Source organism: Saccharospirillum mangrovi (assembly GCF_003367315.1).
Lineage (GTDB): Bacteria > Pseudomonadota > Gammaproteobacteria > Pseudomonadales > Natronospirillaceae > Saccharospirillum > Saccharospirillum mangrovi.
The window spans coordinates 1,662,126-1,676,381 of the sequence record NZ_CP031415.1 but is presented as its reverse complement, the minus strand read 5'-3'; the positions used below and the strand labels follow the sequence as shown (position 1 = coordinate 1,676,381).

The following is a 14,256-nucleotide window of genomic DNA, read 5'->3' as shown; positions in this document are numbered from 1 at the left end:
TGCTGTATCAGCTCGCCTGTGCGAGTCCTGGCCTATCGAGGCCCGACCGGGTGTCTTCCAGCGCACGCGCCAGGCGTTTAACCAGACGCACCGGATCGACACTGTCGATGTCCTGCGGGATGCGTTGGCCATCGGTGTTGTACCACAAAGGCCAGCGGTGACGCAGCAAGCTGTCGAAGACACTGCCGAAACAAGGCGCTTCATCCAGCTTGGTGATAATGGCGCCACTCAGTCGCTGACTGGGGAACGCCTGCACAAACTGATTCAGACTGTCGCCGGTCGCCGTTGCCGGCATGACCAGCACGCTTTGAATGCGCGCATCCAGACCGGATTCAATCACCTGGCGGCGCCAGTATTGCAGCGCATCGCTGCTGCCGCTGGTGTCGATCAACACCAGATGGGTATTCGACAATTCATCCAAGGTGTCAGCCAGGCTATCGTCTTCACCCAGAGCGCGGTATTCAACGCCCAGGATTTCAGTAATCGACGCCAAAGTATCTTGCGCGCCCAACTGGTAACAATCGGTACTGATGACCGCCACTTTTGCCGCGCCGCGGCGTTTGACCGCACGCGCCGCCAGCTTGGCGAGTGTCGTGGTTTTACCGGCACCCGTTGGTCCACACAGCGCAACAACGCCGCCTTCGGTCAGCGGATCGAACACCGGCACCGACAGACCCGAGGCCAGTCGCGCCAGCAGACGACGCCAATTAGTGTCGAGCGCGGCTTCGCGGTCGTAATGCCGCAGCAGCGAACGCTGCACGGTGTCACTCAAACCCATGGCACGCAACCGACCTTCAAGGCGTTCCAGTTGCGGCGTTTGCGGGCCCACCACTGGAGCCTGCAAGAAATCGCTCTGTTGTTTGAGCATCTGTTTCAGACTGTCGATTTCCTGACGCATCAGCGACATCAACTGCTCATCCGATTCGGCTTTGTTGTGCGTGCGTTCCTGCGCCAAGGTCGGCACTCGCGCCGGCGCTTTTTGTTCGGCATCGATGGCACGCGCCAGCGGTGAGTCGTTTTGTCCGCTCAGCATCGCCTTCGGTCTATTGTCCGGTACCAGATCACCAAAGGCCGCACGGCTGTGTGGAGCCAGGTTTTCCAGCAAGCCTTTCAGGCTTTCGGTATCCAGTTTCGGCTGACCATCACCGCTGCGCGGATGCGCCTTGATGATGGCATTGGGATCGGGCGCCGCCGGACGGTTGGCTTCAAAGCGGGCGAATTCGGCTTCATCAACACCAGCGACAATCTCCGTGCCTTCCGCCAGTTTGCGCGTCGACAGGATCACCGCCTCCGGCCCTAAAGCCTCAGCGACCTGTTTCAGCCCAACCTGCATGCTGGCAACGACAAAGCGTTTCACTTTCATCGACTCTTCCTCACTGACCGCCAACCGTGGCCACGATCGTTATATGTTTGTTGTCCGGTATTTCCTGGAAACTAAGCACTTTCAGCCCTGGCAAGCCGTGGCGGACAAAGCGCGCCAACAGCATGCGGATGCCACCGGAGACCAGCAGAATGGAGGGCTTGCCCTCGCCTTCCAGCCGTTGCGAGGTTTCCTGCAACGATTGCTGCAGTCGCTCGGCCATACCTGGCTCCAAGGTCACACCGTCAAGATTTCCATCACTTCCGGCCTGTTGAACAGTCTTCTGCAACAACTGTTCCAACCCGCGATCCAAAGTGATCACCGGGATCTCTTTATCGTTGCCGACGATGCCCTGAACGATCATGCGCGACAGTCCCATGCGCGCAGCGCCGGTCAGCACGCCAATGTCCTGACTCTTCGGTTGCAAGTTGGTCAGCGACTCCGCAATGGTTCGCAAGTCGCGTACCGACACCTCTTCCATCAGCAGGTTCTGCAACACTTTCAACAACTGACTGAGCGACAGCGTATTCGGCACCAGCTCGTCAGCCAGCTTGGGCGATTTCTTCGACAGAATGTCGAGCATCTGCTGCGCTTCTTCGTGGCCCAGCAATTCATAGGCGTGCTGATGCAACAGATGGTTTACGTGCGTGGCAACGACTGTGCTGGCATCGACCACGGTGTAACCCAAGGTCTGAGCGCGGTCGCGCAGGGTCGATTCAATCCACACCGCTTCCAGACCAAAAGCCGGGTCTTTGGTTTTGATGCCATCAAGCGAGCCAAACACCTGGCCGGGATTGATCGCCATATCGCGATCCGGATACACCTCGGCCTCGGCAATGCCGACGCCCATCAGCGTCAAACGGTAGGCATTGGGCATCAAATCCAGGTTGTCGCGGATGTGAATCGATGGCACCAGAAATCCCAAGTCCTGCGACAGCTTTTTGCGAATGCCTTTAATACGCCCCAGCAACTGGCCGCCTTGCGAACGATCAACCAGAGGAATCAGCCGGTAGCCGACTTCCAGACCGACAATATCGACCGGCTGTACATCGTCCCAACTGAGTTCCTTGGTGTCGCTTTCAACGTTCGCCACGGGCGGCGCACCCGGCTCAACGCTGCCGCCTTTCGCGCGTGAAGTCGGACTGCTGCCAGCGCTGGCTGGCGGCACACCCGGAAAGAAAGATTCCCCAGCGGCGACTTTCTGACGGTACAAAATCACCAAAGCGCCGATCATGCAGATAAAGGCCAGCGTCAAAAATACGAAGTGCGGCATTCCCGGCAGGATGCCCATTACAAAAATCAGGAAGGCGGCGACACTCAACGCACGCGGCGTGGAGAACATCTGATGCAGAATCTGCTCGCCCATTTCCTGGCTGTTGGAGTTACGCGTCACCATGATGGCGGCCGCAACCGACAACAGCAGCGAAGGAATCTGCGCGACCAGGCCGTCACCGATGGTCAGCAGCGCGTAGCGTTCCACCGCCTGACCAAACTCCAGCCCGTGTTGCAGCATGCCGATGGCCAGACCGCCGAAAATGTTGATCGCCAGAATCAGAATGCCGGCAACGGCGTCACCGCGAACGAATTTTGACGCACCGTCCATTGAGCCATAGAAGTCGGCTTCCTGGGCAATTTCAGCGCGTCGGGTTTTGGCGGTTTCGGCGTCAATCAGGCCGGCGTTGAGATCGGCGTCAATCGCCATCTGCTTGCCGGGCATGGCGTCCAGGGTGAAACGCGCGCTGACTTCCGAAACCCGACCGGCGCCCTTGGTAACCACGACAAAGTTAATGATCATCAAGATGGCGAAGACGATGAAACCGACCGCGTAGTTACCGCCGATCAATACTTCACCGAAAGCCTCAATCACCTGCCCCGCCGCGTCGCCGCCTTCGTGACCGTACAGCAACACCACCCGGGTAGAAGCAACGTTCAGTGCCAGACGCAATAACGTCGCGACCAGAATGATTGACGGGAAGACGGCAAAATCCAGCGGCCGCAACACATAGATGGTGACCAGCAACACCACAATCGACAGCGCGATGTTGAAGGTGAAGAAGGAGTCCAGCACAAACGGCGGGACGGGCAACGTCATCAAACCCAACACCAACAACAGCATCAGCGGCACACCGACGATGCGTTGTGTCATCAATTTGGCATTGGTGCGGGTGGAGCTGAGTACAGCGCCGCGGTCCAGATTGCGGACCTGGCTACCCAACCCTCTTACGTTATCGATAAAGGCCATCTGTCAATATTCAGGCGGTTCAATAGGTTCGACAGAGGTATTGCATGGATCGGGCCAAAAGTGAGATACGTCTCTCAACATGGATGGGCCACCGTCACATTGGCGTCGGCCATCTGTATTAAGCAGCCGTTATTGCAACGGGCGATCGTCTTCGCGTAAATCCGGCGGAATCGGGAAGTCCGGTTTGCGATCGGGTTTCGGGCCGCGGCCTTTGCGCCACTGCTCGATCTGAAAGACGTACGCCAGCACCTGGGCAACGGCGATGTACAAACCTTCGGGAATCTCGTCACCGATCTTGGTGTGGTAATAAACCGAACGCGCCAGCGGCGGAATTTCCATTACCGGGATGTTGTATTCACCGGCAATTTCGCGAATTTTCAATGCTGTATCGTCGATACCCTTTGCCAGCAATACGGGTGCGGGCATCACGTTGGGTTCGTATTTCAACGCCACGGCAAAGTGCGTCGGGTTGGTGATGACTACGTCGGCGTCCGGCACGTCGGACATCATGCGGCGGTTCGCCATCTCGCGCTGCAACTGACGAATTTTGCTTTTGACTTCCGGCTTCCCTTCGGTGTTTTTATATTCTTCCTTAATTTCCTGCATCGTCATGCGCAGTTTTTTGGTGTGGCTGTAAATCTGAAACGGAATATCCGCTGCGGCGATGATTAAGGTACTGGCGCAGATAATTAAAAACGTCCACGCCAACACAATGGACGCGTGTTTGACCGCCGGCTCAGTCGGCTCAAACACCATGGAAATAAAATCGTTTTTCAAACCGAACAGCGCAATCACCGACACCGTTCCGACGATCAACACCTTGCCCCAGCTCTTCAGCAGTTCGACCAGCGAGTTCATCGAAAACATCCGCTTGATACCCGACAGCGGATTCATTCGGCTGCCCTTGGGTGCCAGGGTTTTGGTCGAGAAATTCCAGCCGCCGAGTGCAATGGGGCCAAAAAACGCAGCGATCAACAGCACCGCGAACATCGGCACCAACGTAATCAGCGCATCGAAAATAGAGGCTTCCAGATACCGCATGGCGACGATGGTGTCCCAGCTCGCCTGGCGGTCAAAGCCAAAGGTGAATTTCATGATGCCCATTAACGATTCGGCCAGGCTCGGACCAAACATCAACAGACTCACCGCACCGGCCAACAAGACCGCACTGGTGTTTAACTCGCGTGAGCGCGCAACGTTGCCTTCCTCGCGCGCTTTCTCAAGTTTTCGCTCCGTGGGTTCTTCGGATTTCTCCTGGGAACTGTCGTTCTCTTCAGCCATGCCGTTTTACCAAGCCAGTAAGTTACGCATGAAGTCGACGTGATATTCGACCAGATTTTGTACCATCGGATAGGCCGCCCAATAGCTGGCCCAGACAATGACCAAACCGGCCAGCATCGACACGGGAAAACCCAAAACAAAGACGTTTAATTGCGGCGCCGAACGCGTCATCACACCGAAGGTCAGGTTCACCAACAACAACGCCGCAATCGCTGGCAGAGCCAACATCAACGACGCCCGAAACACCCAGGCGCCGAATTCGGCGATGGCAAAAAAACTGCCCTGGTTAAAACTGATCGGCGCCACCGGCACCACGCCAAAGGAATCCGCCAACACTTCCAAGACCACCAGATGGCCGTTGATGGCGAGGAACACCAAGGTCACCAATACCTGATACCACTGCGCCAACACCGCCACTGAAATGCCGTTGGCCGGATCGACCATAGAGGCAAAACCCAAGCCCATCTGCATGGAAATAATCTGACCGGCGAGAATCACGACCTGCAAAATCGCCAGCACCACAAAACCCAATACCACGCCAATCAAAATCTGATGCGCGATGATCACCAGACTGCCCAAGCCAGTCACTTCGATCAGCGGCATCGGCGGCAATACCGGGTACAAAGCCGTGGTCCACACTAACGCCAACAAGACGCGCACCCGGGCCGGCGTGACTTGCGAACCGACCACCGGCGCAATCATGAAGAAACCCAGGATGCGAAAAAACGGCCACATATAATGGCTGACCCAGGAGGCGATTTGAGCGTCCGTCAGTTCCACGTCGTCAGCCGATCAGGATGGGAATATTGAGAATAATTTCATTGGTGTAATCGACCACCTTGCCGACGATCCACGGCCCGGTCACGATCAACACAATCAAGGTCACCAACAAGCGCGGCAAAAAGCTCAACGTCTGTTCGTTAATCTGAGTGGCGGCCTGGAATGTTGCCACAATCAAACCAATGATCAGTGACGGACCAATAATAACCGTCACCACCACGACAACAATGAACAGCGCCTCGGAAAACAAGTCGGCAATGTTTGCAGCTTCCACGAATCCAACTCTCCAAAAAACCTGAAAAAACTCGCTAAAAAACTCAGGCGAAACTCGACGCCAGCGAACCCATGATCATGGCCCAGCCATCGACCAGTACAAACAGCATGATTTTAAACGGCAACGAAATAATGATCGGCGACAGCATCATCATCCCCATCGACATCAGGATGGAGGCCACCACCAGATCAATGATCAAAAACGGAATGAACAGCAAAAAGCCAATTTGAAAAGCAGTTTTTAATTCACTGGTGACAAAGGCAGGAATCAGAATATTCAGCGGTGTGTCGTCAGGTGTTTCAATCTCGCCTTCCATGTCGGCCAGACGCACAAACAAATTCAAATCGGTTTCGCGCGTCTGGTTGAGCATGAAATCTTTCAACGGCGCCAGACCACGGTCGATGGCTTCCAACGGTAGAATTTCTTCGTTGATGTACGGCTGAATGGCGTCCCGATTTATCTGATCGAAAATCGGATACATAACAAAAAAGGTCAGAAACAGCGCCAGGCCAATCAACATCTGGTTCGACGGTGTCTGCTGCAAACCAATCGCCTGACGCAGAATGGCGAACACCACAATGATGCGGGTGAAACTGGTCATCATCATCAGCGCTGCCGGAATAAAGGTCAGCGCCGTCATGATGGCGAGAATCTGGATGGTGACGGTGTATTCCTGACCGCCGTCTTCCGTGCCGGTGACGGTCAGCGCCGGTATGCCTTCGGCGTGGGCGAAGCCTGCAAATAACGACAGCAGGCCAAGGGTTACAACAACAAGCAGGCGACTGTAATCAGTCGCCAGAGTTTGAGCGGTTTTTAGCGTTTTTTTGATGCTTGGCCAGAGGGTCACTGTCCAGTCCTTTCAACAAGCCTTTCATTCGATCGGCGAATGGACTGGTCAGCGGCGTCTCTGTCAGGTCGGGTGGCTCGTCGAAACGATGCAGGGTGTTGATGTTATTGGTGGTAACGCCCAACAACAGATAGTCGTCAAACGCCTTCACTACCATCAACTTTTCCCGGGTGCCCAAGGGCATGACCGACAGTACCTTGATGTGGCGGTTATTGAAGCTTGTGCCGCCAGCCATTCGTCGTACTAGCCAGCCACACGCAAAGATAAGGCCAACAATGAAAATCAGCGTTAATGTCAGCTTGAAATAGTCGCTACCACCGCCAGACAGCGGCCCCGGGCCGGGTTGTTGCGCCCAGGCGGGCATCGCTGCGACCGACAATAAACCGACCGTCAGCAGCGCCCGCGTCAAATTTTTGGTGTGGGTGTCAAAACCCATGACATTACCTCAGCCGCTGAATGCGTTCTTGCTGGCTGACCACATCGGTCAGGCGGATACCGAACTTCTCGTTCACCATCACCACCTCGCCGTGGGCGATCAGCGTACCGTTGACCAAGACGTCCAGCGGTTCACCGGCCAAACGGTCCAGCTCGATCACACTGCCCTGGTTCAATTGCAGCAGGTTGCGGATCGGAATCTGGGTGTTGCCGACTTCCATGGAAATGGTCACCGGGATGTCGAGAATCACATCCAGATTCGGCGTGTCTTCGCCATTCATTGAGCTCGGGGCCGCACCAGGTGGCGTGACTTCGAACTCTTCCAGCGGTGCGCGCGGGTTGGCGTCTTCGCTGTCATCGCCGGTTTCACCGGCTTCGGCCATGGCGGCAGCCCAGTCTTCCGACAGGTCTTCGTCGCCACCGTCCATCAAGTTTTCGTCGTCGTTTGGCAGATCGTCATCACTCATTTTGATTCTCCTGCTTGGCCGCTTCGGTCATGGCTTCAACGGCGTGTTCTTCGCGTTTTTTCTGACGCTGACCCATCAGTCGCGTCTTCAGATCGCCGACGTCACGACTGTTCGTTTTCACCGGCTTCACAACTTTCAATGCAAGGTTCTCGCCGGATTGTCCCAATTTACATTCGAACAACGGCACCTGGTTGGCGGTCATGGTGATGGTTTCCGGCAGATCGATCGGAATGATGTCGCCAGGTTCCAGTTCCACCAGGTCGCGCAGTTTGATTTCACGTTCCACCACCTTGGTGTTGATCGGTACTTTGGCGCGCAGGATGTCGTGACGCAGCGACTCGATCCAGCGGTCGTCCACTTCGTCGATGTCACTCTGCACACCGGCATCCAGTACTTCACGAACTGGCTCGATCATCGAGTACGGCATGGTGACGTGCAGGTCACCGCCGCCGCCGTCGAGTTCGACGTGGAAGGTTGAGACTACTACCACTTCGCTGGGCGAAACGATGTTGGCCATGGCCGGGTTCACTTCCGACGACACGTATTCGAAATCGACGTCCAGTACCGCCGCCCAGGCTTCTTTCATGTCTTCGAACACTTGGGACAAGACCATCTGCACCACGCGGATTTCCGTCGGGGTGAATTCGCGGCCTTCGATCTTGGCGTGACGACCGTCACCGCCGAAGAAGTTGTCCACCAGCTTGAACACCAGTTTGGCGTCGAGAATAAACAGGGCCGTGCCGCGCAATGGCCGCACTTTCACCAAGTTCAAACTGGTCGGTACGTAGAGGGTGTGGACGTATTCGCCGAATTTGAGAATCTGAATACCGCCGGTGGCGACATCCGCGCTGCGCCGCAAAAAGTTAAACATGGAGATGCGGGTGTAACGCGCAAAACGCTCGTTGATCATCTCCAGGGTCGGCATGCGGCCCCGGACGATGCGGTCCTGGCTGGTCAGGTCATAGACTTTGACCCCACTGCCGTCGCCCGCGTCCTCTTCTTCTACGGCGCCGTCGTCGATGCCGTGTAAGAGCGCATCAATTTCGTCTTGTGAAAGTAAGTCCTGCACGGGACCCCCTATTGCATCACGAAGCTGCGGAACAGCACGGTTTCAATGCCTGGTCGGCCCAGGCGCATTTCCATCACTTCCTGAATGGTGTCGGTCAACTCTTCAACCAGATCCATTTTGCCTTGGGCCGTGCGCAGGTAGTTGAAGTCCTGCTCGGACAAGGTTTCTAACAAGTTGTTGCGAATCAGTGGCATGTAGGTATTTGCCACATCAATCGCGGCGGGGTCACGCGCCACGATGCTCAATTCGAGCTGTAAAAATCGCGTCCGCGCGCCCACGCTGTAATTCACGATAAAAGGCGGTTGCAGCGCCAGATAGATGGCCGGGCCTTCGGTCTGCATCTGTTCTGGCATGGTCAGCGGAATCTCTTCCGGTGCCGGCGGTGCGACTTCTTCGTCACCACCACCGCGGCCGATCAGGAACCAGGTTGCCGCTACCGACAACATGGCGATGATGACCGCGCCACCAATCACCATGATCAACAGCTTCAACCGACTTTTGCCGCTGCTCTCTTCACCACCCGTGGTTGGGATTTCTTCCTCAGCCATATATTCGCTCTCTTACTGCTGCCCGGCCCCGTAATAGTCAGGGCGATGCTTCCATTCTAGCGGACTGTGACGCCAGGACTAAACAAACTGATCCACCAGACCCAAGGGTCGGGCCGCCGTCGCTGCCACAGGCGCTTCGGCGTCCGACTCGGCGTCACCGCCAGTGCCACCGCCCTCGCCCTGGCCGTCACCCGAACTGGCGTTGCCATTGGCGGACTGATCACGCACATCCAGGTTCGACAAATTCAGCCCCTGTTGTTCCAAAAATTCACGCAACCGTACGCTTTGAGCTTCCAGGGCTTCGCGCACTTGCGGGTGCGGCGACACAATCTGCACCTGGGTCTGGTCGTTGTGTACCGTCACCTTAATTTCCAACGCGCCCAGTTCCGGCGGGTCGAGGCGAATGGTGGCGTGCTTGATGTCGCCTTGCGCCATCATTTGAATACGCTCGCTCAGTCGCTGGCTAACGTCTGCGGAAATCATCGGCCTATCGACGCGTTTCAAATCCAACAAGGCGGTCTGGTCGGGCGAATCGGTCTGTGACAAGGACAGACTCGATACCGACGTCGAATCAGCGGACGCGGTCGTAGCGCTGTTCAGCGCTGCCAAGCGGCTGTCGGCTTCCGACTTGCCACCCAGTGTCTCGCGCGCCATGCGCATCAGCGTTGTGCTGAACACCACATCGCTGCTCGGCTGACTGGCCGGTGTCAGCAGCAATGCCTGTTCCGGTCGGCTTTGATCCATGGTGATGGGCAAACTGCCGTTCGTGGCGCTGTTCTGTACGCTTTGCAGCAAGCGCGAAATCATCACCGCCGGCGACGGTACTTTGCCGTCGGAATCCAGCGCGTTCTTGCCACTCAGCGCATCGGCCAGGGTACGCAACCCGTCCGACAACGCCGGCGTCTGAGCAACGGCGTCACCCGACTCGCCATTGGCGGCCGCGTTCATTTGATCCAGCCAACTGCTGAATTGGACGTCCAATTCATCCAACAGTTGCGTCAGTTGTTCGACTTGTTGCCATTGTGAGCTGTCGGCCGCGGCCAGTTGCTCGGGCGTCAGATCGATATGCGGTGGGTTCTGCACCCAGTTCGTCAGTGCCTGGATAACGGTGTCGGTTTCGACCAGATTCAGGCCCAGTTCGTGGTGCAGATAATCGGTCAGTTGATCGACCGCCTCCGGGTCCACCACCAGGGTATCGGCACTGACCCATTGCTCGATGGCGTCTGCTGGCAGGTCGATGCCCAGTTCTGCCAATGCGGCCTCGACGTTGAAGTCGCCATCGCTGTCTGGGTCGTAATCAACGGCTTCGCTCAGCGGCTTTACGCCGAGCAGTTGGGCGATGGTCGCCGTCACTTGATTGAGGCTTGAATCCAGTCCGTCCAGCGCATCCGCGGCTTCGTCCTGCGTCGGGCCAAGGCCAAAGAGCCGCGCCAGCCAGGAAGTCGCTGGCAGATTTGAGGTCTTCAAGCCGTCATCACCGTCCACGACCAGATCGAGACCCGTCAACCCACCATTCGCAGCGACAGCGCCGTCCAGCGGCAGTTTGGTGTCGACACCGGTCAACGGCAAGGCACCGACCATGGCTTGCCGCTGTAGCGGCAAGTTCTGACCTTCGCCCTCCACCGCTACACCGGCTTTTCCCAATGCGGCGTTGAGCATTTGTGGGGTCAGTTCCGCTGGCGCGTCCGCCTCGCCAGATAAGGTACGCGGTGTATTGGCACCGCTGAGCAAACGTGCAAACTCGCCACCTGACGCCGCACCGGCGTTGGTTTTCAACACACCTGGGGTGACGCCCTGGGTCGCTTTGGCGGGGGTAAGACTGGCATCCGGGCTGGTCAGAAACAGCATGCTTGCTCTCTTTCTACAAGGATCAGGACGACGGTGTCCTGAATGCCATATAGCAATGGCCGGGCCAGCTTTTACAGAGCAGAGTTTTTATAGCGCGGAATAACCCAAGGCGGGATCAGAGATAGTGTTCGCGCAGCAGCCGGTCCAGCTCAGCCAATTCAGTGCCAATCTCGGCGACCAGCGTCTGGGCGCCGGTCAGGTCACCGGCACTGGCGCTGTCTTCCAGTTGCCGGCACAGCGCCGCCAGCGCCGTGGCGCCCACGTTCAGACTGCTGCCTTTGAAACTGTGCGCGGTGCGGCGAATCCGATCGGCATCAATCGGGTTCTGTTGCGCCTGTTCCTGCAAATCGGCGTGGCGCTGCTGGCCATCGCTGAGAAAGGCCTCGATGAGGTCGTTGAACTCCGCCTCAAGCAAAATGCGCAGATCGGCCAGGGTGGCCTCATCCAAATGCTGTTCGGGTCGTTCGGCTGTCATTGCGCCTCATCCGTTCGGTTGCGATTCACTCCAGGTCGGGCGTGGCCAGCGCAGCGTTGCCCGAACGCTGTTACCGGCCGGGTTAAACGTCAACTCGTCGCACAATTGTCGAACCAGCGCCAAACCCCGTCCGCTGTACCCAGGGTTATCGGTCACAGACGCCATGTCTTGATGGGAATGATCAAATCCCGGTCCACTGTCGGTGATTTCCAGCGTCAGTTCGCCGCCATCGCCGATAGGCCGATGCAGAATATCCAGGCACAAGTGACCTTGCTGCAATTCGGCCAGGCGCTCCTCGCGCATCCGGTAATAGTGGCTGAAACCGAGGGCATCGTCTTTGACCGCGGAATCCAGCCCCAGCACGCCGTGTTCCAAACCGTTGTTAAACAGCTCCGCCAGGACGGTGTATAACTCGCCGCTGAGCGTTCGCAGCCCTTCTACCTCGGTGAGGATGTTCAATACCAGCGGCAGCGGGTTGAACACACCAAGGCTTTGCGGCCCCAACTCCAGACGCATTTTCCAGTCCATCGGCCCACCCACCGACGCCTTGCTGCTGTGCAACAACGGCAAGCCCAGCACATCCATATCGACCATGGTGGCGCTGAGCAGCGTGATGTCGTCGTCATGACCGCTGCCGCCGATGAAGTTTTCCACCGCCGCGAGAATGGCATCGAACAGCGTGTCGGGGTCGGGGTGCTGGGCAAAAATTGCGGCCAGGCGTTGCTCGCCAAAGAGTTCACCGGCGGCGTTGTGGCTCTCAACAATGCCGTCTGACCACAGAAACACCCGGTCGTCGTTAGCCATTGGAAAGTCACGCGGTTCCGGCGAAAACCGGCGTGGCGGCAACACGCCCAATGGCAGGCTGGACGATTCGATGGCTTCGATCGACCCTCTGTCGGCACGATACAAATAAACCGACGGCACACCCCCCACCCAGATGCGCGCCATCTTGTTGGTCACATCGAGATCGACCATGGCCGCGCAGCAAAACACTTCGGTTGGCAAAATGGTGTACAGCTTGGCGTTGATTTCGCGCAGCACGTCTTCCATGGCGAAACCTTTTTGCGTCATTCCGTAAAAAATTTCCGCCAACGGCATGGCACCAATCGCAGCCGGTAAACCGTGCCCGGTGAAGTCGCCCAGGAACAATGACAAGCCGCCATCGGGTTTGCGTTCGGCCAACACCGTATCGCCATTGAACACCGCCAATGGCGACAGCGAATAACGCAAATTCGGCAACGACAAACTGCCCGAATGGGCGACGTTATCGAAAACGGTTTTGGCAACCTGCTGCTCCAGCAGCATTTGCCGGTTGTGCGATTGCAACTGATCGTGCATCCGCCGCATACGACCAAAAGCATTGATCTTGGCTTTCAGAATCAGCCGGTTGTACGGCTTGGACATAAAATCATCGCCGCCGTTTTCCAGACAACGGGCAAGCGATGAAGCGTCCTGCAAGGAAGTTAAAAAGATGATGGGAACGAATTGATCGCCAGCGCGTTGTTTGATCAAACGGCTGGCTTCGAGTCCGTCCATTTGCGGCATCAGGGCGTCCATCAGAATGATGTCCGGCACCCGTTCGGCAAAACGATCCAGCGCTTCCATGCCATTGCTCGCTTCGATCACCTGGTGACCTTCCTGCTTCACAATGGCGCTGAGAATGTGCCGATCAGTACTGCTGTCGTCGGCGATCAGAATGGTGAGTGACGCGCTGGACATGGACGGCGCCGTCAGTCGATACGGAACAGTTGTCCGAAGTTGGAAATCGACAGAATTTTTCGCACGTCTTCGTTGCAATTAATAATGCGAATGTCGGAATTATCGCCGCCGGCGTGATCACGCAACAGCAACAACATGCCCAAAGCCGAGCTGTCCAGATAGGTGGCTTCGTTCATATCGATGGTATAGGCCTGGATATCGGGCGCCGCATTTTCATATATCTGTCGGAATTCCTGATGCGAACTGAAATCAAAGCGGCCTGTGATTTTAATAACAATTTCCGAGCCGTTAGCGTTGGGTAATGCCGAGACGGTCATAGCGGTTCCTCAAGTCAGGCAAGTCGACCTGTGCGTATTGTAGCTGGCTTTGGCATAGCCGCCAGCGGCAAACTGCAGCGATGAAAAAAGCAAAAAGACGCACTGTATAGGCGGGTGCCAGGCAAGCGCAACACCCCGTTTGGCTACCAGGAGGAGTTGCGTTGACGCATCTGGCTGACCACTTCATCGAGCGCTTTCTGCTCGCGCCGATCCGCTTCGATCAGTTCTTCCATCGACACCTTTTCGACCAACTGATTCAAGGTTTTGCGTCGCTGATACAACGACTGCCAATGCGCCAGCAACTTGGCTTCCTGATCCTGCCACTGACGAATCACACCTTGCTGACGCCCCATGACAATTTCCAACTGATCGATAAAACCCTGGGTGCGCCGCCACTGCTCAATCGACACCCCAGTACTGCCACTGACCTGCAACGACTGGTGGTATTCGGCCTGATAATTGGCGAGTTCTTCGAGCTGTTTGATTTCCTGACCCAGTTGATTGCGCGCCTGTTGCAGCGCTTGCGCGGCCTGCTCCTCGCGTTGTTTGGCGAGGCGTTCAATCAGTTGCAATCGCTCCGACCGTTTGGCCATG

General features: G+C 56.7%; 15 protein-coding genes. All 15 read right to left on the bottom strand.

All coding sequences use genetic code 11. From position 1 onward, the window contains the following. Window positions 1–7: 7 nt before the first annotated feature. Window positions 8–1,363 (bottom strand): flagellar biosynthesis GTPase FlhF, encoded by a 1,356-nt coding sequence (flhF, locus tag DW349_RS08045; RefSeq protein WP_108124455.1) that lies wholly within the window; start codon window positions 1,361–1,363, stop codon window positions 8–10. 10 nt (window positions 1,364–1,373) lie between these two features. After that, the gene (gene flhA, locus DW349_RS08040) at window positions 1,374–3,602 is read right to left on the bottom strand and encodes a flagellar biosynthesis protein FlhA (protein WP_198650419.1); all 2,229 of its coding nucleotides are present in this window, start codon (window positions 3,600–3,602) and stop codon (window positions 1,374–1,376) included. 129 nt (window positions 3,603–3,731) lie between these two features. After that, the gene (gene flhB / locus DW349_RS08035; RefSeq protein WP_108124456.1) at window positions 3,732–4,883 is read right to left on the bottom strand and encodes a flagellar biosynthesis protein FlhB; all 1,152 of its coding nucleotides are present in this window, start codon (window positions 4,881–4,883) and stop codon (window positions 3,732–3,734) included. Between the two features lie 6 nt (window positions 4,884–4,889). Further along, the gene (gene fliR, locus DW349_RS08030) at window positions 4,890–5,618 is read right to left on the bottom strand and encodes a flagellar biosynthetic protein FliR (RefSeq protein WP_108124856.1); all 729 of its coding nucleotides are present in this window, start codon (window positions 5,616–5,618) and stop codon (window positions 4,890–4,892) included. Between the two features lie 49 nt (window positions 5,619–5,667). After that, window positions 5,668–5,937, bottom strand: a complete 270-nt coding sequence (locus DW349_RS08025; RefSeq protein ID WP_108124457.1) for a flagellar biosynthetic protein FliQ — start codon at window positions 5,935–5,937, stop codon at window positions 5,668–5,670. A gap of 43 nt (window positions 5,938–5,980) precedes the next feature. After that, window positions 5,981–6,715, bottom strand: coding sequence for a flagellar type III secretion system pore protein FliP (fliP, locus tag DW349_RS08020; protein WP_198650442.1), 735 nt, complete (start codon window positions 6,713–6,715; stop codon window positions 5,981–5,983). A 10-nt stretch (window positions 6,716–6,725) separates the two neighbouring features. Then, window positions 6,726–7,220 carry a flagellar biosynthetic protein FliO gene (fliO, locus tag DW349_RS08015; RefSeq protein WP_108124458.1) on the bottom strand — a complete coding sequence of 165 codons (495 nt, stop codon included), beginning with the start codon at window positions 7,218–7,220 and terminating at the stop codon, window positions 6,726–6,728. Between the two features lie 4 nt (window positions 7,221–7,224). Next, window positions 7,225–7,686: a flagellar motor switch protein FliN gene (gene fliN, locus DW349_RS08010; RefSeq protein ID WP_108124459.1), complete on the bottom strand. Its 462-nt coding sequence runs from the start codon at window positions 7,684–7,686 to the stop codon at window positions 7,225–7,227. Beyond that, window positions 7,679–8,755, bottom strand: a complete 1,077-nt coding sequence (fliM, locus tag DW349_RS08005; RefSeq protein ID WP_108124460.1) for a flagellar motor switch protein FliM — start codon at window positions 8,753–8,755, stop codon at window positions 7,679–7,681. The genes fliN and fliM overlap by 8 nt, the downstream gene beginning before the upstream one ends. An 8-nt stretch (window positions 8,756–8,763) precedes the next feature. Next, a complete protein-coding gene (locus DW349_RS08000; protein ID WP_108124461.1) occupies window positions 8,764–9,303 on the bottom strand; it encodes a flagellar basal body-associated FliL family protein in 540 nt (179 codons plus the stop codon). 78 nt (window positions 9,304–9,381) lie between these two features. After that, a complete protein-coding gene (locus DW349_RS07995) occupies window positions 9,382–11,151 on the bottom strand; it encodes a flagellar hook-length control protein FliK (protein WP_108124462.1) in 1,770 nt (589 codons plus the stop codon). A gap of 115 nt (window positions 11,152–11,266) precedes the next feature. Further along, the gene (locus DW349_RS07990; RefSeq protein ID WP_108124463.1) at window positions 11,267–11,626 is read right to left on the bottom strand and encodes an Hpt domain-containing protein; all 360 of its coding nucleotides are present in this window, start codon (window positions 11,624–11,626) and stop codon (window positions 11,267–11,269) included. A 6-nt stretch (window positions 11,627–11,632) separates the two neighbouring features. Further along, window positions 11,633–13,345 carry an ATP-binding SpoIIE family protein phosphatase gene (locus DW349_RS07985; protein WP_108124464.1) on the bottom strand — a complete coding sequence of 571 codons (1,713 nt, stop codon included), beginning with the start codon at window positions 13,343–13,345 and terminating at the stop codon, window positions 11,633–11,635. An 11-nt stretch (window positions 13,346–13,356) separates the two neighbouring features. Beyond that, a complete protein-coding gene (locus DW349_RS07980) occupies window positions 13,357–13,662 on the bottom strand; it encodes an STAS domain-containing protein (protein WP_108124465.1) in 306 nt (101 codons plus the stop codon). 143 nt (window positions 13,663–13,805) lie between these two features. Continuing rightward, entirely contained in the window at window positions 13,806–14,255 is a 450-nt protein-coding gene (gene fliJ / locus DW349_RS07975; RefSeq protein ID WP_108124466.1) for a flagellar export protein FliJ, read from the bottom strand. Window position 14,256: the final 1 nt, after the last annotated feature.

Excerpts from the sequence above, each read along its gene's own strand:
- flhF (WP_108124455.1), bottom strand. The coding sequence starts at position 1,363 with ATGAAAGTGAAACGCTTTGTCGTTGCCAGCATGCAGGTTGGGCTGAAA.
- flhA (WP_198650419.1), bottom strand. The coding sequence starts at position 3,602 with ATGGCCTTTATCGATAACGTAAGAGGGTTGGGTAGCCAGGTCCGCAAT.
- flhB (WP_108124456.1), bottom strand. The coding sequence starts at position 4,883 with ATGGCTGAAGAGAACGACAGTTCCCAGGAGAAATCCGAAGAACCCACG.
- fliR (WP_108124856.1), bottom strand. The coding sequence starts at position 5,618 with ATGTGGCCGTTTTTTCGCATCCTGGGTTTCTTCATGATTGCGCCGGTG.
- fliO (WP_108124458.1), bottom strand. The coding sequence starts at position 7,220 with ATGGGTTTTGACACCCACACCAAAAATTTGACGCGGGCGCTGCTGACG.
- fliN (WP_108124459.1), bottom strand. The coding sequence starts at position 7,686 with ATGAGTGATGACGATCTGCCAAACGACGACGAAAACTTGATGGACGGT.
- DW349_RS08000 (WP_108124461.1), bottom strand. The coding sequence starts at position 9,303 with ATGGCTGAGGAAGAAATCCCAACCACGGGTGGTGAAGAGAGCAGCGGC.
- DW349_RS07995 (WP_108124462.1), bottom strand. The coding sequence starts at position 11,151 with ATGCTGTTTCTGACCAGCCCGGATGCCAGTCTTACCCCCGCCAAAGCG.
- DW349_RS07990 (WP_108124463.1), bottom strand. The coding sequence starts at position 11,626 with ATGACAGCCGAACGACCCGAACAGCATTTGGATGAGGCCACCCTGGCC.
- DW349_RS07985 (WP_108124464.1), bottom strand. The coding sequence starts at position 13,345 with ATGTCCAGCGCGTCACTCACCATTCTGATCGCCGACGACAGCAGTACT.
- DW349_RS07980 (WP_108124465.1), bottom strand. The coding sequence starts at position 13,662 with ATGACCGTCTCGGCATTACCCAACGCTAACGGCTCGGAAATTGTTATT.
- fliJ (WP_108124466.1), bottom strand. The coding sequence starts at position 14,255 with ATGGCCAAACGGTCGGAGCGATTGCAACTGATTGAACGCCTCGCCAAA.